The sequence below is a fragment of the Dorea sp. ICN-14282 genome (assembly GCF_037890115.1).
GTDB lineage: Bacteria > Bacillota > Clostridia > Lachnospirales > Lachnospiraceae > Dorea_B > Dorea_B phocaeensis.
On record NZ_JBBKBH010000004.1, the window covers coordinates 123,645 to 144,667 of the forward strand.

Genomic DNA, 21,023 nt, shown 5'->3' on the forward strand with positions numbered 1-21,023 from the left:
AGTCCACTGATCATCTGAACCAGTGGACTGTGTTATGTTTATATAGTTTAATCAATCAATTGATGTTCCGACGTTCCATGTATATACTGTTCCAAATTACCACCAAGTACAAGCTGTGCATATTCCAACGGCTTATTGTAGATCAGCCAGTCCAACTCCGAACGCTGATACATATTGTCGGCAACCTCGTTCTCCACCGCAATCGTATCAATGGCAATCATGCTGCCATCAAAAAATTTCAATTCCACACAAGCGGTATCCATATTAAACTCACAAGAAATCAATCTATCCATAAGAAACCTCCATTTTGTGGGATATTTAGATCATCCCATAATATTTGAATGCTTCCCGGATTGCTTTCTCTTTTTCCGGCGGACACTGGGGCTGTCTGGAATCTTCGGATTTTGGCAGGTTATAATTTTTGCCTACCTCAATCCCGCATTTCCGTTTAATCTGCGAGATATAGAGGTTGGACACCTTTAACCCGGTATGTTCCAAAACATACTCCTTGATCTGCGGATAGGTAGCTCCATCTTGGAACTCCGACATATCCATATCTTCCAAAGAGAACTCAACCCGAATCTTTTTTGAGTCGACTTCACCCTTGGAAAGCAAGACAACCGTTTCAACGGTATTACTAGATTCCCACAAAACTCGCCTTACCTCCTTGCCATCAATATAAATCGGAAAGTTAAACTCTATCGACTTTAACGGCATTTCTGATTCCCCATTCGGGTATATCTGAATTTCTTTAATGAGATATGTGATGAGGCTTTTCTTTTCCTCGTCACTCATTATAGCATAGAGCTTTCCAAAATTCTGCATAATTTTGTAAACATTGTCCAAAGTGATTGCTTCCATCTCAATGGAACTTTTTCTTAATTTTGCGTCCTCAATGCGTTCCTCTAACTCCACCATTGTATCATACAGAGCATCCAATCTTAATGTCATATCATGGATCTTTCTTTCACGGTATCTGGCATCAGCAGGAAGATTGTCAATCTCATTTTCCAGACGAGCCTTGTTCAAGTCCACTTCTTTCAGCTTATTTTCATAATTGGCAAGTTCCTTGTCCACTGTACTGGTGTCTGTCTGAACGCCTATCCGCTTTTCAATCTCTTTGGCAAAATAAGCATCGCTGACCAATTCTTTTACGGCTTCGACCACAAGTGGCTCAATATCGGTTTTCCGCAGGGATGCCTTATAATCGCAATGATGACCTCGCTCCTGCTTATTTCTCCCACATATATAATAGTAAACTTCCTTATATGTGCCATCCTTATTTGTCCATGCGTGTTTATTCGTGTACATTGAACTGCCGCAAATGGGACATTTCAAAACACCAGTCAGAAGATGTGCCCTATCTTTACCAACCTTTGACGGTTGCTTAATTCCTGTTGCTTTCCGCTTTGCATGAACTTTCTGCCAGAGTTCCTCGCTGACAATTCCCTCATGCTGTCCGTCCTCTAAAATATAATCGTCAGTATGAACCTGTTTATATTCGTTTTTTGTTCCCTTGACCTTTTCCCTTGTTCTTCTACCATAAGCAATCTTTCCGCAGTAAACAGGGTTGTCTAATATCTGCCGTATTAAATGGCTGCTCCATGTTTCTAATTTTCCGTTCTGGCGAGGAATTTTCTTTATACCTTGCAGGTTGAGATATTTAGCAACTCCGCCAAGTCCTATATCTGAATTTCCGAACTTATCAAAAATAATTCTGATTGCTTCAGCTTCGGTTTCCTCTATTAAAAGCTGATTATCTTTCAGGTAATATCCATATGGTGCAAAACCGCCGTTCCAACCGCCCTGCCTTGCTTTTTCCCTGCGTCCGTTCATCGTCTGCTCAATAATATTTTCTCTCTCAATCTCCGCAACCGCTGACAGAACAGAGATTAAAAGCTTTCCACTTGTCTGGGATGAGTCAATCCCTTCCTCTATACAAATAAGATTGATGCCATAAGACTGCACAAATTCTAATGAATTTAAGATGTCAGCAGCATTTCTTCCAAAACGAGAAAGTTTATAAACCAGAATATACTCTATCTCCAATCCGTTTTTTATATCGGCAAGCATTTTCTTAAATGCAGGTCGCCCCTCGATTGACTTTCCAGACTTTCCTGCATCCTCATAAATGCCGACAATCTCCATTTCTTCACGGTCTGCAAACCGTTTTAAACTGTTTTTCTGTCCTTCCAAACTATATCCATCAACCTGCATCTCGGTACTTACTCTCGGATACAGAACACATTTTTTCCCTTCTCTGTTCATTTTACCACCTCCGATATTTTGGAAAATGTGATATGTAAGGTTGCGTAAACTTACGCAACACAATCCAGTTCCTGCAAAACAAACCTTCCATACTTCTCGACAACCTGCACCATAGCTTTCATAAAAGTATCGAAGTTTTCTGCCTCATTAACATTACTTTCGTGCTGTTGCTTTACATTTGTGGACTCTTTAACATTTTCCATCTCGCTACCTCCGCAAAATAAAGCGGCTGTATGTCTTAAATTATAGATGACATGGAATGATTTGCACTATTAAATAAAAACTTTGCACCACAAGCAATAGAACAAAATTTTCCGATAATCAACTTATCGTGATTTATTGGATAATGATACAATACATTATTCTGTTCAAACCCCTTTGGATCATTAACAAAGTCATTGTACATCGTGTAATCCCCGATTTTTATATTGGGATTTGTAATCACATTTTTTAAATAAACTGTTTACCACATATCCCACAAGGGAAGTCCCTGCGACACGCATAAACATAGCTTCAGCATGAGCCAGCTCTTTCCTATCTTCTGTGAGCCGCAGAACAGCGACAAGCCTGTGGGGATAAGGCTGTCCACCACAAAGGACGGCTTCTCAAGCGGTTCATAAAGGAGCGTTTCGGCGTTGACTGTCTGTAACTTCTGCATGGCTTTCCTCCTTTCGGGCGGTGTTTTTGTTTTCGTTGCACATAGGCGTTGACCTCCTTAAAAATAGATTTACTCCCACGAAGAAAAAGTGAGAGTATGTAATGCCGCCAATCCCACACAAATAAAAAACAGATTTCTTTTTCGGGCGGTGTCGGTCACGGTTGGAGATACTTCCTCATTTCCGCCTTTACTTTCTCCTTTGCAATCGCAACAGATTTCTGTATTGCCGAAGCGGTGCAATGCTCCATAGCGGCGATTTGGTAAAAATTGAACTCATACTCGTAGTAGAGCAGGAAACGCCGCCTTTGTATCTCTGGCAGTCCGTCAACCGCCTTACAGAGCAGTTCTGCCCGTTCTGCCTCAATCATTTGTTCCTCTATGCTCTTAGGCAGCTTCAACGCCCGCCTGTTCAGCGTTTCGTCCCATACTTCCGAAAACTCCCTGTGCCGCTCGTCCCATTGGAGGAGATTCCTGTTCCTGCGTTCCATCTGCCGAAACTCCATAAAGAACTGTTCCGACACTTCCAACTCGTGGGATTTGCCCTGCCCGTCCTTAAAGCTGATAAAATACCTTGTGCCGCTTTCCGTGGATTCCTCCCGAAGCGTGTACGCCTTAACTCTGTATGCCATCCCGCTTGCCTCCTGCAAAAAATAAGTGAGGGGATTTCCATCCCTCACCCAGTAGCCCGCAGGACGGCAGGCTGTTTTAGACGCTATAAAATTTTCGTAGCTTCTTCCGCAGATGGTCTAACCTCGCATAGATGGCACCAGTCGTCAAATGCACGAGCGGGGCAATCTCCTTTGTGGAATACCCCTGCATTTTCAGCAGGACGATTTTCAAGGTACGCCCGTCCACCGCGACTAATACTTGATAGAGATTTTCGCTCTCAATCTCGTCCAGTAACTCCGCAACCGTACCCACTTCCGTCTGCCGCTCCCTGTCTGCCATGTCCTCAAGGTATTCCGCAATGTCATTCGTCCATCGGTAAAACCGCCTGTTGGAATTGAAGTCTGCCCTGTCCGCAATGCGTATCTGCTCAATGGTCGCTTCATCAACGCCGCACTCACGCAGCAGCTTTTCCTCCGCTTCTTTCCAGATACGCCATTTCCTGTCCTCCCGTCCGTGGTTATATGCCATGCTTCTTTTCCTCCAATCAGAATTGATTGAGAGGGCAGAGAAAAACCCCCTCATTTTCCCAAAGGAAAAAACAAGGGGGCTGAACGCCTTAAATTTTAATTTTCTATTATCTTTCTTAGTTTTCTTAGGATTCTGGCTTTGCGTTTGTTCACAACGCTCTGGGTTATGCCGAACCTCGCCCCGACTTCACGCTCAGAAAGTCCGTCAAAAAAGATTGCCTGTATCAATTCCTGTTCACTATCCGACAGCAAAGGCAGGGCGGCTTTCAGCCTGTCCACCATAACCGCATTGACAACGGTTTCCGCAATGTCTGCCGCTTCATCAGCGATAAAGTCTAAAGGCTTCCCCTCGCTGTCCGTAAATCCATCCAGAGAAAGCAGGCTGTTCTTCGTATCTAATTTTTTCAGATAACGCCACCGTTCCTTATCTCGGTAGAAGTCCGTGTATTGCTCCCTCACGACTTCAAGCAGACAGCCTTGAATGGGGATAAACAGCTTGTCCATATAGGTCTGGTCGGATTCCCTGCGGCGGCAGAAATCCGTATAGGACAGTTCCACATATCTGCCGCTTTCCTTGATATATACCTTTCTCGGTGCGTATTTCACTGTAAGTACCTCCCATCTGAATTTTTGAAATGTTCAAAATCCAGATGGAGAGGTGGCGAACGACACCTAACACCACTAATAGCCCTATGGCACTTTCCAACAAAAATCGACAAAAGAAAAACCGCAAAGGCTCTATGACCTTTACGGTTATGGGAAATATTAATTCTGTTGTATGGAGATTGTACTTCTACATTCAAGGCAGGAAGTGCCGTTGCATAGGCAGAAATTTTTTTAACTGGTTTCCTGCCGTTCTCTGATATGCTATGTATTGATAAATTTTGCTTCGTATGAGCAGATAGATAACTGCCCGAAAAAAGGACATAAAAAAATCCCTCCAAATTTAAAAACAAATTCAGAGGGTAATTTAGGGTATAACAAAATAACCCACCCGAATATCGTTTTTTTTATTTGGTGAGTTTGTTCTTTCAAATACGAAACAAAAAGAGCCGATGATTCGTGAATTGTTCCACAATTTCATCGGCTCTGCGTCTTAAGCGTCTGGCTCTTTGATGACAGTTATCTTCAAGTTGTCAACTTTAATCAATCTTTCTTGTCTGCATTTTGGACAATAAAGGGGATAATTCTCCAAAACAGTGTCCTTCCTAATTTTATTACGGGTTTTGTTCCCACAAACAGGACACAATATCCATTCGCATTTCATCATAATTAGTCTCTAATCCTTTCAAATCTCATTTTATATGACTTTTGCAAGCTGTTAAGCTAACTTGTGGAACATATGCCGAACCTTATCTATACGGCTATTCGGGCGGCGGGGTTGGCAAATAAATTTACCAATAGCTGGCTGGTATCCTTTTAACTCTGTCAAGCAGACTCCCTGCCCATTTGTGAAATAAGTTAAATCGTTCCTGTATTCTTGAATACATCTAGCAGGGATTTCTCCTTTCAGAATGACCTCGTCATTCTTTATCTGAGTACTTACAATATCTGCACAATACCTTGGAGCATCATGATACGCCCGTGAGAGATATTCCTGCGGTGCATAAATTTCAAAGTGGAGATATGGCTCTAATAGTTCTGTCCCTGCTTTTTTTAAAGCCTGCTCCAATACGATAGGGGAAAGCAGCCGAAAGTCTGCGGGGGTACTTACAGGACTATAATACAATCCATATTCAAAACAGATTTTACAGTCTGTCACTTTCCATCCATACAGCCCCTGCTCGCAGCCATAAAGAACCCCCTCCATAACCGCATTTTGGAACGATTGATTTAAATATCCAAGTGAAACTCTGCTTTCATACTGCACTCCGCTTCCAATAGGGAGCGGCTCTATGGACAACCCGACAGAAGCCCAGAAAGGATTTGGCGGGACTTCTATGTGGATGGTATATTCTGCTTTTCTAAGCGGTCTTTCCATATATATAACAGTAGGCTCTTTTATTTCTGCCTCCACATGATATTTTTCCTCAAGGATGGCACAAATGACTTCCATCTGCACTTTCCCCAAAAAAGAAAGTATAATCTCATGCGTTGTAGTATCCACATAATATTTTAAAAGAGGGTCGCCATCTGAAATTTCTGTAAGTGCCCCAAGCAATATTTCCCGCTGTTCAGATTTCTTTACTGCAATCGTTGTTTGGAGCATAGGGAGAGGATTTTCAATAAATTTTCTCTGCGGCAACAGTATTCCGTTCCCCAAAATACTGTTTAGCTGCAAAACATCATTTGGTAAAATTACAATATCACCAGAGCAGGCTGTATCGGATGAATATAATTCACCGTTTGTCGGAACACACATCTCTGTGATTTTTATTTTCTCTTTTTCAGATATTCTAATAACATCCCTCAAATGCAATGTTCCGCTATATATACGCACATAAACAAAACGCCGCCTTTTCTCTGAATATTCAATCTTAAAAACCTGCCCGCATAGTTCAGATTGACCTTCAGGCGTTGATGAATAAAATTTACTGGCAATCACTTCTATAAGCTGCCGAATCCCCAGATTGTTTTTAGCGCTTCCGTGATAAACGGGAAATAACGTTCCGTTTTGGAATCTCCTGTTTTCTTCCTGTTCCAGTTCTGACATTTTAAACGGTTTCCCTGACATATATTTCTCTAATAGTTCATCGTTTCCCATAATTACCGCATCCCACTGTTCCATATCGTCATTGTCCGTTACATTTATATGGGGATGCTGCCCAACCTTTTGCTTCACTATAATTTCCGAAGAAAGCTTTGCTTTCATTTCTCGATATACCATTGGCAAATCAATCCCCTCTTGGTCAATTTTATTGATGAAAAAAATTGTCGGAATCTTCATTGTCTGTAGTGCATGAAACAGTATACGGGTCTGTGCCTGTATGCCATCCTTTGCAGAAACTAATAATACTGCTCCGTCTAATACGGATAAAGAACGGTATACTTCCGCCAAAAAATCCATATGGCCTGGCGTATCTATAATGTTGACTTTTACATCCTCCCACTGAAAAGATGTCACTGCTGTCTGGATAGTGATTCCCCTTTGACGCTCCAAATTCATTGTATCTGTCCTTGTTGTGCCTTCATCTACGCTCCCTAGTTCTGCAATTGCACCACTGGTATACAATAAACTTTCCGTTAATGTTGTCTTTCCTGCGTCAACGTGAGCCAGAATGCCTAAGTTAATTATTTTCATGTGATTTTCCTCCTATCAACACCCAAAAAAGGGCATAAAAATACCCAGTGATAAATACTCCTATCACTGGGTAAATAACTCCAATAGCCCCAAAACACTTATATGTTTTCGGGCATATAAAATTACATGATAAAAGTATTCTTAAACTGGGTACAAAAAACTAAGCCCCATATTAAAAGTGAAACGAGACTGCTACTTTTTGTTCCCACTATCAAATTGACAGTTTATTTAAGAATACCTTGCCGCATATTTATTAACTCCTTGTATAATACTGAATCTAATTATATTCCTTAACCCTTTATTTGTCAAGCTGACAAACTAAAGCAGAAAAAGCGGCAGGATTTCCCCCTGCCACTAATCATCTGTTTATGCAAAAATAATTTCCTTTTCCACAATCTCCCTCGCACAAGCCCTTATGTTATTGAGGCATCCTGTCCATTCTAAGGCGTTTTCTGCCTTTAGCTGTTCCGTTATGCCCTGTGCCTGTTTCATACCCTCTATGAGCCTTTCAAAGCGTTCCTGTGCCTGTCTGTTGATGTCGGCAAGGTAGGCGTTTAGCCTGCCGCTTGTAAGAAGATTGGTGTATGTAACTTTACGGTACTGTTTTAGATAATCTAAATGCCGTTGCCCCCAGATGCCTATTGCCTGTTCTTCTTCGGCGGGTACAGTTAAGCACGGTATCAAATAATCCCCTTGCCTTTCGTATTTGCCGCCCAGTTCCTCAAATAATGATTTTGCCATTGTCTGTTACCTCCACATTCTTTTTTATTTTGAATGTCCGCAAAATCCGTCCTACATCGCTTGGTCGCCAAGGGCAATCTAAATTATGGAGTGCCACAAGCCTGTCCTGCACATTCGTACCTGCCCCCATCTTCTGGGTAGAGCCTAACAAAATACGCACCTCGCCGCTTCTGACTTTCGCAAATAACTCCTTTTTCTGCACATCAGTAGTCGCTTCATGGATAAAGCGTATCTGCTCGGCAGGAACACCACGGCGGATCAGCTTCTCCCGTATATCATCATAAACATTAAATGAGCCATCGTTCTTCGGCGTGGAAAGGTCACAGAATATAAGCTGTGCTGCCTTTGTGTCAGCGTGTTCCTCCCAAATGCGATGCACATTGTCGATACAGGTGTTGACCTTGCTTTCTGGGTCATCGGGCAACATCGGGTCAATCATCCTCTGGTCAAGGGCAAGTTTTCGTCCGTCATTGGTCACTTTCAACATATTGTCGATGTTAGGCTCAACAAGCCTTGCCCGTATCTTTTCTGCCCGTTTAGCAAGAGAAGCTACCATTTCTGTCTGTATCTCACTTGGCTTGGTCTTGATATTGTGATAATTGACCTTTGGCACAGGGAGTTTTAACATATCGGCAGTCTGAATATCAGCTACTTCCCGAAACATCAGCATCAGCTCTGGCAGGTTATAGAATTTCGCAAACCTTGTCTTTGCTCGGTAGTTCGTACCCTCAGGAGCAAGCTCTAATGCTGTGATGGTTTCACCAAAAGTGGACGCCCAACTGTCAAAATGCTGCAAACCGTTCCTTACAAGTGTATCATACTGCAAGTATCTCTGCACGGAGTACATCTCCACCATTGAGTTACTGATCGGCGTTCCCGTAGCAAAAATCGTGCCACGGTTACCTGTGATCTCGTCCAGATAGCGGCATTTCATAAAGAGGTCGCTTGACTTCTGGGCTTCGGTCTGGGCGATACCGCCCACATTTCGCATCTTGGTATAGAGGTAGAGGTTTTTGTAAAAATGGCTCTCGTCAATAAAAAGCCTGTCAACGCCTAACTGCTCAAAATCAATCACATTATCCTTTCGTTTGGTATCGTTGAGTTTTTTTAACTTTGCTTCAATGGCTTTCCTTGTTTTCATGAGCTGTTTGACTGTGAACTGTTCGCCATTGGATTTGTGCACATCTTCAATCCCACGCTCAATATCGTTAAGCTGCTTCTGAAGCTGCTCCCTTTGTCGTTCCACGCTCATCTGGATTTTTTCAAACTGCGAATGCCCGATGATGACTGCATCATAGTCGCCTGTGGCAATACGGGAACAGAACTTTTTTCGGTTCGCTGTTTCAAAGTCCTGCTTGGTCGTCACAAGGATATTGGCAGAGGGATACAGCCTTAAATACTCCGACGCCCATTGTCCGACTAAGTGATTTGGCACAACAAACATAGACTTATTGCACAGCCCCAGACGCTTGCTCTCCTGTGCGGCAGCGACCATTTCAAAGGTCTTGCCTGCACCTACCTTATGGGCAAGCAGTGTATTCCCTCCATAAAGGATATGGGCAATCGCATTCACTTGATGCGGTCTTAACTGAATTTCTGGACTGATCCCGCCAAAAGTGATATGACTTCCATCATACTCACGGGTGCGGATACTGTTGAAAGTGTCGTTATAGTAACGGACAAGGCGGTTTCTTCGCTCAGGGTCTTTCCATATCCAATCCTGAAACGCCTGTTTAATCACTTCCTGCTTTGCCTGTGCCGCTGTGGTTTCCTTATGATTGAACACCGCTTTTTTATTTCCGTGTTCATCATACACATAATCAAAAATACGGGTATCTTTCAGATTCAGCGTGTCCTCGATAATACGATAGGCGGAAGCTCTTTTCGTACCGTAAGTGCTGTCCGCCTTGACATTCCCGTAATCGGAAGTTTTATTTTCGATAAACCAATCGCCATTATATGGTGTATAACGGACTTTGATCCTGTTTCTTGCGTGTTGTGACGGGGTTAAAAGTTCCATCACAAATTGCTGAATATCCTCCTGCGGTATCCAAGTCGTACCAAGCGGTTAAGCTGTTCCTGTTCCCTGCGTATCACTTCATCAGGGTAATCGTTGGTCTGGTAGTCAATGAGCCTGCGGACAGAGTCCCTGATCTCCACCAATCCCTTGATACGATTTTCGGCAGTCATAGATACTTTGGCAGGGGTCATCACATCATTTTCTCGGAAGTAAACCTTGCCATCCACCAAAGTATAAGAAAAGTTCCGTACCAAAGGGTCGGCAGGAATGCTCTCTGCCTGTTCATCGGAGATTTCATCAATCTGATTTTCCTGTGCTGTGATTTCCCCGTCAATACGCTGCACTGCTTCGGATAACAGCTCGGCAAGAGGGCGTTCCTTATCCGCCTTGCAGACGGTATCCATCCCGAAACGGGTGCTTTCCATCTGCATTGTTCCAAGCACCATCTCTGGATACTCGACAAAATAGCGGTTCATTGTGATACCATTCTCGTCCGTGTCAAGGTGTACCCACTCTGGCTCTATCTCCATAACTCGGTCACGCTTTTTTAAGATCAGAATGTCACTTGTAACTTCTGTTCCCGCATTGGCTTTGAAGGTGTTGTCTGGAAGCCGTATCGCCCCTAAAAGCTCGGCTCTCTGGGCGATATATTTTCGTACTTCGGGACTTGCCTTATCCATTGTGCCTTTTGAGGTAAGGAACATTACAACGCCGCCTGCTTTGACTTTATCAAGGGCTTTTGCAAAGAAATAGTCGTGGATAAGGAATTTCTGCTGTGCATAGCGGCTGTCGTTGACCCGAAAATCTCCAAAGGGTACATTGCCAAGCACCACATCAAAATGGTCGTCTGACAGTTTGGTATCTTCAAAGCCCTGTACGGCGATGGTGGCTTTCTGGTAAAGCTGCTTTGCAATCCTGCCAGTCAGATCATCAAGCTCCACGCCATAGAGCTTTGAGCCTGCCATCTTTTCGGGGAGCAGACCAAAGAAGTTTCCTGTGCCACAGGACGGTTCTAACATATTTCCTTTCTCATAGCCCAGACGGTCAAGCACCTCATACATCGCCTTGATTACCACGGGCGGAGTATAAAAGGCAGTAAGTGTCGATTCCTTTGCCGCACGATATTCCTCTGGGGAGAGGTTCTCATAAAGTTCCACAAACTCATCTGCCCACGCCGCATTATTTTCATCAAATGCCTGTGACAAACCGCCCCAGCCGACATACCTTGAGAGAATTTCCTGTTCCTCTGGCGTTGCAAGGCGGTTTTCAATCTCAAGCTCGTGAAGTATCTGGATCGCTGCGATGTTGTTTCTGAATTTCTCCTTTGCACCGCCCACGCCTAAAGCATCATCCGTAATGCAGAAGTTTCGACGGTCATCAGACGGAACGGGAACATCTACATTTTCTTTTTCGGGTGGTAATACTTCCTGTTCCAAAAGGCTGCGGACATAACCGATTTTCTCCACACGGTTTATCGGGATACCTGCTTGATTTTGGAAAGTCACATCCCGCATTGACACATCACCGCTGATTTCGCTGATACGCTCGATCACATAGCGGCGGTTATCCATCACCACTTCTTTTCCTATCAGCTCTTGGTTGTCTTGTGTTTCTACGGGAGTTGGTGCTTCCTCTTTGTAAAAAGGCTCAAGCTGTTCCTCCGTAACCGATACAAGGCTGTCAAAATCAAGATACCCAAGTCCGTCCTGCACCAAAGACGCCAGACTGCCATACGATACACAATCCACAAGCACATCATCTATATAGGTTTCCATACGGTACTCGGTAAGGTTGACGACTGCCTGTATCTCGTGCATTTCATCCTCGGTGGTCGTAAATGCGATTTTAACAGAGGACAGATCGGTATAATCCGCACCCTCCTCCTGCTCATATTCTCTGCGGCAGAATGCGTCAATCGCTTCCTTTGCCTGTTCCAATAATGCCTGCTCGGAGGATACAAACCATTCATTCTCAAAAGACAGGATTTCGGAAAGGAGCTGTTCGTCCTCTGGGGTGAGTTCTGCGTGCTGTTCCAAATAGGGAATGAACACCTCACGCCCCCACCGCAGACTTTCCATCTTTTCCCGATACGCATCCTCGCCCTGCTTTTTCCACTCTGGGATAAACGGACAATTTGGTGACAGGCAATAATCATAATGATTTTTGATATGGGCAATCAAATCGCCCTCGCCATCTCCAATGTCAAAACGCCCGTCATAGTGCATATCCTCGCCATCAATGACTGCGGAAATATCAAAATCAGTCTTGTGATACCAACCGACCGCTTTGCTCTCGTCCTCCCGTTCTCGGTGCTGCTTTTCATCTAAAATACCAAGTAACCTGTTTCCAAGAGCAAAGCTAAGATTGGTAAATCGTTCATTCAGCTTCTTGTCATAAAAGCAGGGATGCTCGGAAAAGCCGATAGAAAATTCTAAGCTGTCAGGCTTTTTCTCGGTGAGTGTTTCTGATTTCTGCCTGTCGGTTACTACGACTTTGAGATGGTCATTCGCAGGGTTTTTGTTCAGAAGTTCGCTTAGCTTCGTATGATTGTACGCCTGCATCAAAATCGGGAACTGCACATTCTGCAAAGTCACCCTATCCTCAGTCACTGACTGCACTTCATATTTGTCTGCCCCCAGATACACCACATCGCCCTCGTGACAGAGGTAGTGCATGGGATGCAACTCCGTCAGTTCTTTGGAAAAATACCACGCATTACTGCGGCTGTAAGTGTCGCTCGTTTTACCTTGTACCAGAGCCAGAAAATCAAGAAGCTGTTGCACCGTTGCAGGATCAGAAAGCTGTTCCTCCATCTGCCTGTCATTTATAGTGGCAAGATCGGTACGATTTACCTGCGACAAAAGCTCTTTTTCATAACCGTCCAAATCACGGATAAAATCAGACAGACGCAGGGCAAGGCTGTCCCGTTTGTCAGCAGGGGAAAGTGCCTGCTTAGACTGGATAAACCGTTGTCTTGCAAGTTTTCTCTGGGTGTCGATTTCATACTGCGGTGCAGATACCTGTTCCAGATAGTCCGCATAATGCCCTGCACGGAAAGAATATCGTCCATTGTCATAGAAGCGATTGCCTTTTCATCTGCAAAGCCTGCTTCAAAGACTTTATTCAAAACCTTTACCGCTTTCTGATTGACTGCCATTGTCCCATCCCTCCTATCGTTCATAGTCTTTGTGTTTCGATGCTTTTGTTGCCTGCGGCTCTTTACTGATCGGCTCACAGGCTGCACCGTTTTTGTGCAGAAACTCGGCAAACTCACCGATGTGATACAGGTTGTTACCGACCTCCGTATGGTATTCGTCAATAAAGCGGCAGGTGTATTCCCGTTTTTCGCCCCAAGCGGTCGTTACCATAATCTTCCCACCGTCTGGGATACGGAACAGTTCTTTATACTGCGTATCTATAAAACGGATGCCCTGCTCAGCCTTTTCCATGTGCTGATTCAGCCATTCCTTCACATAGCAATAACAGTAAAAGTTATAATCGCCTTTGGTGGGATTGCACCGAAATAGAAAAGCGTGCTTTCCTGTGTCCACACGAAAACCATATTCCGTACAATAATTCCCTTTCATCGCACTTTCAGGATATTTTCTTGCAAAAGCACCCATATCATAACGGTTGTGCAAAAGTCCTTTATCCTCACGCAAGGCATTGATGACGGTATCAAGGTCTGCCTTAAATTCGTCCGATTTCCTATGGGGTCTGGTATCAAACCAAGTGGTATAAAAGCCATAGCCTGTTGTTGCAAAATCGCCACGCAGATGTCCGATTGTACCTGTCTGCCCCTCAATCTGCATACTTTGGGCATAAGTGTATTTCTGTTCTGTCGGGGTTAATGGTCGTATCTCCATATCAGCGTTCCTCCTGTCGCTGTTTTTCTTTCTTCCTGTCTAAAATCTTCTGCATACATACATCGCAGAAAATAACCGTCCCTTCCTTATAGCGGGGATAAGGGCAGGTCGCACAATCATATTTTTTCTTAGCGTTCTCGGTCATTGTGATTCCTCTGTTTCTTTTCTGGTTGGTTATAGGGCATCCTGCACTCGTTCTGATAGCGTTCATTCAGCTTATCCCTTGCTTCGGAAAGCTGATTGCAATAATACCCCCAGAAATAATCTGATCCATCCTTACAGTACCAACACACATAAGGGTTCGGGGCTTTGGAGTTATGCCCGATGACAAGCTCTGTACGCCCGATTTGACAGCTCTCAATAATTTCATAGCCGCCGTTCATTCGTTTTTCTTCGTTCATAAGCCACCTCTCATTCTTTGGCGTAACGCCTGTAATTCTGTTCCTGCTTGGCACGGAGTTTCTGGATACGGACACTGCCTAAAAGCTCTGGATGTTCTGCCTGCAACTTTCGGCGTGTCCTGCCCACGCTCTCAAAGCTCGGCAGTCCCAGATAACGGTACTGCGACATCACTTCCGCAAAGGGCATCGCCCCTGCGTCCTTAAAATAGCTGTTACATACTTTCAGATACAGCACCATATCGTCATTTCTGGCTTCCTCGTCCTTTTTCAAAATGGCTCGCACCTTATCCTCAATGGTTCTCAATTTTTGCATACATACCTCCGTATATGGAAAGGGGACAGCCCAAAAAGGCTGCCCCCAGACACTTTACTTCTTCTTTCGGTTACGGATGTTCAGCCAGATTGCTCCGTCCACAATGAACATCACAAGCACAATGGCGATTACCGTCTTTGCTTCCATTCCTTAGTCCTCCTTCTTCTTCTTTTTCAGCCCTGCGATCAAGAGCGTCCCTGCACCAATGAGGGAAGCTGCCGCCAGTCCTCCCCAGAGGAACGGATTGAAGTCATCCCCTGTTTTTGGGGTGTCACGCAGTTCATTGTGCATCTGGACAACCGTAGTTGATCCCACTTTGACCGTAATCTGTTTTTCGGCAGGCAGGATATAGTTTGCCGATGCCTTATCGCTGACCTCGGAAATGGTGTATTCTCCGATACGCAGGTTTTCAATCACGATTTCTCCGTTTTTGTCGGTCTTAAAAGTCTGGTCATATCCATTTGCACCTGTCACTCGGAAAGAGAAGCCTTCCACCTTGCCATCGGAAGATGTTTTGACAATTTTAAGACTGCCTGACTGTGGGGCATTGACAAAGCCTTTGCCTGCTTCATTTTCCACCACATAGGTCTTGCCATTTTCCTCAATGGACACGGTATAGACATTTTCATCAAGAACAAAGCCCTCTGGTGCTGTCTTTTCACGGACAAAATATTTTCCGTATCGAAGCTCGCTCATCTGGTAGATGCCGCCGCCAAGCTCAGACATTTCGCCAAGCAGCTCATCTTCCTTGTCGTACTCGCCGTTTTTGTTTGTATCGGCAAAGACTTCAAAAACTGCACCTGTCAGCTTATTGTCAGGATAATCCTTATCAACTTTGATAAACTCAATATTGCCTGTGATAAATTCATTCACAAGCTCGATTTCCACAACTTCATCCACCTTGCCGATCGTAACAGGAATTTCTTCCTCGGACAGTACAAAGCCTTTCGGACTTTCTACCTCTCGGATAATCCAAGAACCATACGGCACTTTGGCAAAAGAAAAACTACCGTCATCCTTTGATGTGGTAGTTAAAATCGCATGTTCTTTTGTAAATTCTTCTGTGCCGGTCTTAAAGATGCCAATGACAGCACCACCTAATCCCTTGCCGTCCTCATCGGTTTTCTTTCCACTTACAGAACCATAAATCAGCTTGTTTTCAATGGGTTCGCCGTCATTGACTGCAAGGTGGACGATGGCGGTATCCTGTCCTGCATATTCAAAGTTTACAGGGTATTTCGTATCACTTGTAAGATACGCTTCGTTTGCTGCAATCTCTTTCACATAGTAATTGCCCATCGGAAGGTCGGTCTTAACCTTGCCGTTTCCGTTCTCGTCAAGAGTAATAATCTCAATCAGTCCGTCAGCAGGAATGACCGTACCATCTGCGGCAGTCAGCTCTTTTTCTGCATACAGCCCAAAGGCAACATCAAAGATCTCCCCGTTATTGCCCACACCAAAATTCTCGTCGGTTTCAAGGCTCTTTACAAGGTCGATTTCCACACGCTGACGCTCGTTGTAGAAACTCGTTTCGGTTTCTGTTACTGAAATTTCCTGTCCTGCATAGACAAGCTCGACGGAGTGAATTTCATCATTCAGCACCATACCATTCGGTGCTGTCACTTCCTTCACTTCATATTTTCCAAGATATAATTCCTTTGATTTTGCCGTACCGTCTGCACCTGTGGTCAGTGTATCTACCACCTCACCTTTTTTTGCTCTGACTGTTCCCTCTAAGGTTACAATATCCTCGGCTGCGGTAATCTCATAAACCGCACCCTCCAGATTTCCTACGGCAAAGTTGGGCTGATACATTCCGTTGTTTTCCGATACGCTTGAGAAAATCTCTCCAGACTTTTCTACGATAATCGTACCTTTTTGTGCCAGATTGGATCGTACTACCTCAATCACGGTAATTCCGCTTTCTTCCTCCGAATTTTCCTGCACTACATCAAAATACACAGGTTCGGAGTCAAGCACATAGCCGTATGGGGCTTGTACTTCCACAAGGGAATAGCCTTTTCCGTATTCCAAAGCCTGCGGGGTAATCAACTCGCCATCTGCGGTAGTATAGAAAGTATCAATGGTTGTCACTTCTGGATAAGTGAAAGTCATTGTCACAAGGTTGCCGTTCGGGTCGTAAATCTGGAAGCCTGCCCCTGCATACGGGATGGTTTTCCCTGTTTCCGCATCTTTCTTCACAACCTTGATATAGCTTTCAAAGTTGGCATTGTTGATAAGATAGCGGTAGGTCTGACCGTCGGAACTGATAAACACATCAAACGGCTTCATCAGCTCACGCCCTTCCCATCCAGAAGTCTGTTTTACCGTATAAATGCCATAAGGCATATCTTTTGTCTGGGCAAAACCGTTCTCATCACAGACAAGCTTGTCACGCTCGCTTTCTTTTGCCTGCTCAAAGCTACCTGCCGATTTAAGGAATACCTCAAAGACAGCACCTTCTTCTGGCGTTTCGATGCCTGTTTCGCCGTCATCGGTATGCTTGATAATAGCGATATTTCCCTTGATAACCTGCTCATTCACATCATTTTCGGCAGAATTATATTCCACCTCATAAAGTTCTGGCTCTGCACCGACTTTATGAATAGTCGGGTCAAGAAGATACCCCTCGGACGGACTGATTTCTCGGATTGTCCAGTCATCGCCGCACACATAATACTTGGTCGTAAACTGACCGTTTTCGTCGGTGGTGTAGGTGTCAATCAGTTCTTCGCCCTTGTAAATACCATAAATCGCACCCGCTAAAGAAGCGTCCCCCTGTGGTGTTCCTGTTTCTGCATCGGTCTTAGTTACCGTCACATTGAATTTCTTGAGAATATTCTGGAAACTGCGGTTTGTAACCTTATTCCATTCAATCGGTGCGGTCTGGGATGCAGGAACGACATAGCGAATTGCTGTATCCACTTCCTCAAGCACATACGGGGTATCGCCGCTGATCAGGACATCCTCAAACTTGGCTACACCATTTCCATCGGTGACAGCATACTCATCGACTGCAAGTCCGCTAAGGGATGTGCCGTACAAATGGAATTTCACGCCCTCCACCAGATTGTCCTCGGAAGTCTTGACTACTTCAAGGCTGCCACGCTTTAAGGTGTTGTTGAAGTTGACTGTGGTTGTCTTGCCGCCGATGAGTGTTACCGTCTGGGTCTGCTGTGGTTCATAACGGTCAATGATCTGCTCTGTGATGGTATAAGTGGCAGGGAACAGACCTTCTACTGTAATATTTCCGTTTTCATCGGTCGTTACCGTCTTATTGACGCCCTCGCCCTTGATGGTAAACTGAATACCTGCTACAACGCCGTCCTCAGAAGTCTTTTTCAGGGCAATCGTACCTGTCGGTGTTTCCACATTGAGATAGGCAGATACAGGAGAAGCGTTTTCTACGCCTGTAATAACATCCTGCAAGTTCGGATCACCATAAGCAATCAGTTTTGCACTCTGACTGACCACAGGCACTCCGCTTCGGGTAGCTGTAATCCTTACAGAACCATGAAAGGCTTTCTTTGATGTGAGCGTGAGCTTATTTCCAGATTTTGCTACACTGACTGCATCGCTGGAACTTGCAAAGGAATACTCAGACAGCACACCGTTTTTATCTGTCAGCGTTAGACTGTATTTCCCGTCTTTATAGACAAGCTCCTTTGTAATATCGTCTTTCCCGCCTGACATAAAGCTCGGAATGGTATTGTGCTTACTCATCAGCGAAACAATCTGGTCATAAACTTTCTTTGCTCCGCTGTTTGGATAATGAGAACCAAAGTGCAGGCTGTACACGGTGCTGCTTGTCTGGCGGTATGAGCCTGTGGCTTCACGGCATCCCGTAACAAACTCCCATACAAGAGTCTGGGTCGCAAGCCATTTCTCATCGTCTGATCCAGACAGATTTCCTCGGTTTCCCTGATACCCATAGAGCAGGGCAAGCCCAACTGCTTTTTTCTGGCTTCCCGAAAGAGCGTTCCATGCTTCGGAAGATGCTTCTTTCAAGGTGTTTCCCGTTTTTAGCGGTACACCTGGCTGTAAACAAAATGCTGTGTCGCCATCCACAAACATACGGTATTTATAGTTACCCGTACCGCCTGCGATATAACCGTTGATGTTGGCACTTGAATTGTACCTCATTGCATTTCCGTTCCCATCATAAGTGTGTGAAAAAGAAATCGTACCAACATCTCCTACGGCTGCAAAGGCTGTGGTGGCAGGCAGTACGGAGAATACCGTAACCGCAGCCATCACAACAGCCGCAGCCTTTTGGAATATTTTTTTGAATTTCATCATTTACCTCCTGTTGATATTGAAAATAGATGTTGCCTGCTAACCGAAAAAAGCCGCCCTCTGGCAGCTTATCATTTTTCTTTTCTCGGATAGTAACTGGCAGTATTAAGGGGGAGAGGTGTGGAGAGGGGGAAAGCGAAAAAAAAGGCTATCCACCCAAGCAGACAGACCTGTCCCTTGATGTGTAGCTATCGTTCCTGTGCCTTGCTTCTTTGCAGATGGCGGTTATAAAACTCCAACGCCTTGACCACAAAATCGGATTCTTTCCCTTTGGGTACAGATTTGGGAATGAGCTTGGTTATCCTTTCATCACGGAAAGCAGGCTTTTCTCTCTGGTTCGGTTTTTCTTCTTCCATAATGGAACTGATCACCCCATCTGTCAGCTTTCCCTCCTGCATATACTTTTTCATTTTGATAGCCTGTGCAAGTGAGGGCGTGGCGTCATTATATTCCATCGCTTCAAGCAGAGTGTACTGCTGTTCCTCGGAAAGATAAGAGATTTCCACCGCAGGACGAAACGCAATCTGACGCTCATCCACCATTTGCAAAATTTCAGGTACAAGCTCAGTTAAGCGGATATAGCGGCGTATCTGGTCTTTACTTTCTCCTACAAGCTCTCCTAATTCCACATCTGAACGCCCTTTTGATAAATTCGTCGCCATTGGCGACACATTTTCTTTCGGGGGTCTGCCTGCTTGTCGCTTCATTGCTTCTAACCGCATCTTATAGGCAAACGCCTTTTCACTCGGTAAAATGGTCGTTCTTTGCAGGTTGCTCTCCACCATTACAATAATGGCTTCATCACGGGAAAACTCCTTGACCTCACATTTCAGCGTATCAAGTCCCGCAAGCTCACAAGCCTTTTTTCTCCTGTGACCGCTAATCAGCTCATATCTGCCGTCCTCCTTCAAACGGACAGTCGCAGGGGTCATTACACCATTTCTTTTTATGCTGTCAACAAGCTGTTCCATATCTTCATCCATTAAAACCTTAAAGGGATGGTCTGGAAACTCATCAATTTCAGAAATGGGAATATCCCTTATCTTACTTAGTGCCGCTTCTGCACGGCTTTCATCTGTCTGAAAAAGGTCATCGTATGCGGTCAGCTCGATGCTGCTTTTTCTGCTTCTCGCCAATATCTGCCACCTCCTTTCCAAACTGCTCATAAGCTACGGCAACCTTACCGCCTTTGTCATAGGCGAAAATGCTCTTTCCCTCTGCGGTAGCTTCTACTGCACGGATAGAATGTGGTATCTGGGCATCAAAAACTTTGATATTCTGACCGTATGCACTCCTTACCAATGCGGTCACTTCCTTAGAAATGTTCGTGCGTGGCATTACCATCGTCATTAAGATACCGTCAATCCGAAGATGGGGATTGATCTGCCGCCTGACTTTTGACACAGAGCGAAGCAATAACTCCAGACCTTTTGCAGAAAGATAATGCGGCTGTGTCGGAATAACCACGCTGTCAGCCGCCGCCAATGCGTTGATTGTCAGCATACCCAAGCTCGGCATACAATCAATAAGCACATAGTCGTAATTCTTTTTGACCTCGTTAATACAGGTCGTCAGAACACGCTCACGGCTGATTGCATTGATAAGCCTTACTTCCAGACCTGATAACTCAATATTTGAGGGTAACAGATCAACACCCTCGCTGTGATGCAGGATACCTTTCTGAACATCAAAAGGTTTATCGTCGATGATGTCCTGCATAATCGTCGCAAGGGATATGGGCAAATCATCTGGTCGTGGATAGCCAAGCGACATTGTAAGATTTGCCTGTGCGTCTGCATCCACAAGCAGGACTTTCTTTCCCTGCTTTGATAGACACACGCCCAGATTGACGGCTGTGGTGGTCTTACCCACACCGCCTTTCTGATTGGTCAGAGCGATCACTTTGCAATTTGACATATAGCGTCCTCCTTTCGCTTTTATTTAGCCGCTTTGTCAAAGGCGGCTATGTACTTCGCTCTGAACGCAAGAAAGCCGACTGGCTGTTACACCAATCGGCTATGTATCCATTTCTATATTCAATTTTTAATTATGGATAAGACTTTCTGTATCTGCTCCATATCCC

Annotated in this window: 15 protein-coding genes and 3 pseudogenes; all 18 read right to left on the reverse strand. The window is 44.7% G+C overall.

The genetic code is table 11. The features are described 5' to 3' along the window. Positions 1-47: 47 nt before the first annotated feature. The 18 genes and pseudogenes from WKT00_RS10765 to WKT00_RS10850 all read right to left on the reverse strand — a co-directional run bounded on the left by WKT00_RS10765 (position 48) and on the right by WKT00_RS10850 (position 20,857). Positions 48-293, reverse strand: coding sequence for a DUF6061 family protein (locus tag WKT00_RS10765; protein ID WP_340263617.1), 246 nt, complete (start codon positions 291-293; stop codon positions 48-50). Between the two features lie 25 nt (positions 294-318). Further along, positions 319-2,268 (reverse strand): recombinase family protein, encoded by a 1,950-nt coding sequence (locus tag WKT00_RS10770; protein WP_340263619.1) that lies wholly within the window; start codon positions 2,266-2,268, stop codon positions 319-321. Positions 2,269-2,318: 50 nt separating this feature from the next. After that, positions 2,319-2,471, reverse strand: coding sequence for a hypothetical protein (locus WKT00_RS10775; RefSeq protein ID WP_173752652.1), 153 nt, complete (start codon positions 2,469-2,471; stop codon positions 2,319-2,321). A gap of 41 nt (positions 2,472-2,512) precedes the next feature. Further along, positions 2,513-2,713, reverse strand: a pseudogene (locus WKT00_RS10780) (acetyltransferase); the annotation flags it as partial. Between the two features lie 24 nt (positions 2,714-2,737). Next, positions 2,738-2,926 (reverse strand): annotated as a pseudogene (locus tag WKT00_RS10785) (AAA family ATPase); the annotation flags it as partial. 155 nt (positions 2,927-3,081) lie between these two features. Further along, a complete protein-coding gene (locus tag WKT00_RS10790; RefSeq protein WP_002596254.1) occupies positions 3,082-3,555 on the reverse strand; it encodes an RNA polymerase sigma factor in 474 nt (157 codons plus the stop codon). Positions 3,556-3,631: 76 nt separating this feature from the next. Then, entirely contained in the window at positions 3,632-4,063 is a 432-nt protein-coding gene (locus WKT00_RS10795) for a sigma-70 family RNA polymerase sigma factor (protein ID WP_002596253.1), read from the reverse strand. 95 nt (positions 4,064-4,158) lie between these two features. Continuing rightward, on the reverse strand, positions 4,159-4,668 hold the full coding sequence (locus tag WKT00_RS10800) for a sigma-70 family RNA polymerase sigma factor (RefSeq protein WP_002596252.1): 510 nt from the start codon (positions 4,666-4,668) through the stop codon (positions 4,159-4,161). Between the two features lie 490 nt (positions 4,669-5,158). Beyond that, a complete protein-coding gene (locus WKT00_RS10805; RefSeq protein ID WP_008724758.1) occupies positions 5,159-5,332 on the reverse strand; it encodes a cysteine-rich KTR domain-containing protein in 174 nt (57 codons plus the stop codon). A gap of 51 nt (positions 5,333-5,383) precedes the next feature. Beyond that, positions 5,384-7,303, reverse strand: coding sequence for a tetracycline resistance ribosomal protection protein Tet(O) (tet(O), locus tag WKT00_RS10810; protein WP_002596250.1), 1,920 nt, complete (start codon positions 7,301-7,303; stop codon positions 5,384-5,386). A 366-nt stretch (positions 7,304-7,669) separates the two neighbouring features. Beyond that, positions 7,670-8,044 carry a TnpV protein gene (locus WKT00_RS10815; protein WP_001129922.1) on the reverse strand — a complete coding sequence of 125 codons (375 nt, stop codon included), beginning with the start codon at positions 8,042-8,044 and terminating at the stop codon, positions 7,670-7,672. Then, a pseudogene (locus tag WKT00_RS10820) lies at positions 8,025-13,108 on the reverse strand (LPD25 domain-containing protein); the annotation flags it as partial. The pseudogene WKT00_RS10820 and the gene WKT00_RS10815, both read right to left, overlap by 20 nt. A gap of 126 nt (positions 13,109-13,234) precedes the next feature. Continuing rightward, positions 13,235-13,930 (reverse strand): hypothetical protein, encoded by a 696-nt coding sequence (locus WKT00_RS10825; RefSeq protein ID WP_340263625.1) that lies wholly within the window; start codon positions 13,928-13,930, stop codon positions 13,235-13,237. A 128-nt stretch (positions 13,931-14,058) separates the two neighbouring features. After that, a complete protein-coding gene (locus WKT00_RS10830; protein WP_004848348.1) occupies positions 14,059-14,331 on the reverse strand; it encodes a hypothetical protein in 273 nt (90 codons plus the stop codon). A 10-nt stretch (positions 14,332-14,341) separates the two neighbouring features. After that, positions 14,342-14,644, reverse strand: coding sequence for a hypothetical protein (locus WKT00_RS10835; protein ID WP_022008452.1), 303 nt, complete (start codon positions 14,642-14,644; stop codon positions 14,342-14,344). Positions 14,645-14,794: 150 nt separating this feature from the next. Continuing rightward, positions 14,795-18,940: a SpaA isopeptide-forming pilin-related protein gene (locus tag WKT00_RS10840; RefSeq protein WP_340263628.1), complete on the reverse strand. Its 4,146-nt coding sequence runs from the start codon at positions 18,938-18,940 to the stop codon at positions 14,795-14,797. 188 nt (positions 18,941-19,128) lie between these two features. Further along, positions 19,129-20,076 carry a ParB/RepB/Spo0J family partition protein gene (locus tag WKT00_RS10845; RefSeq protein ID WP_340263629.1) on the reverse strand — a complete coding sequence of 316 codons (948 nt, stop codon included), beginning with the start codon at positions 20,074-20,076 and terminating at the stop codon, positions 19,129-19,131. Beyond that, complete coding sequence (locus WKT00_RS10850) at positions 20,030-20,857, reverse strand: ParA family protein (protein ID WP_340263631.1); 828 nt, start codon at positions 20,855-20,857, stop codon at positions 20,030-20,032. Before WKT00_RS10850 ends, WKT00_RS10845 begins: the two co-directional genes overlap by 47 nt. Positions 20,858-21,023 lie beyond the last annotated feature (166 nt).